This window comes from Mesorhizobium sp. M8A.F.Ca.ET.161.01.1.1 (genome assembly GCF_004792105.1).
GTDB lineage: Bacteria > Pseudomonadota > Alphaproteobacteria > Rhizobiales > Rhizobiaceae > Mesorhizobium.
In genome coordinates this window covers 1-383 of sequence record NZ_SRTD01000144.1, presented here as the reverse complement: position 1 = coordinate 383, position 383 = coordinate 1, and the positions used below count along the sequence as shown (strand labels likewise).

General features: G+C 65.8%; 1 protein-coding gene. It reads left to right on the top strand.

Annotation, left to right across the window (positions count from 1 at the left end; translation table 11 throughout):
• Window positions 1–15 precede the first annotated feature (15 nt).
• On the top strand, window positions 16–383 hold a 368-nt coding region (locus tag EN804_RS35045; RefSeq protein WP_246693539.1), incomplete at its 3' end, for an efflux RND transporter permease subunit.

Here is a 383-nt window from a genome sequence, read left to right as displayed (position 1 = left end):
GCCAAAGAGCCGGAAGTGGAAACCGTGTTCTCGCGCACCGGTACCGCCGAGGCGGCCATCGACCCGATGCCGACCAACATCTCCGACAGCGTGATCGTACTGAAGCCGCGCAAGGACTGGCCCGATCCGACGCTGGCCAAGGACGCACTGGTGGCGCGCTTCGAAACGCTGGCCGGGCAGCAGCTGGGCAACAGCTTCGAGTTCAGCCAGCCGATCGAGCTGCGCTTCAACGAGCTGATTTCCGGCGTGCGGACCGACCTGGCGGTGATGATCTTCGGCGATGACTTCAGCCAGCTGCAGAAGGTGGCCGACCAGGTGGCGCTGAAGCTGCGTGCGGTGAATGGCGCGGCCGACGTGCGGGTGGAACAGATCTCCGGCCTGCC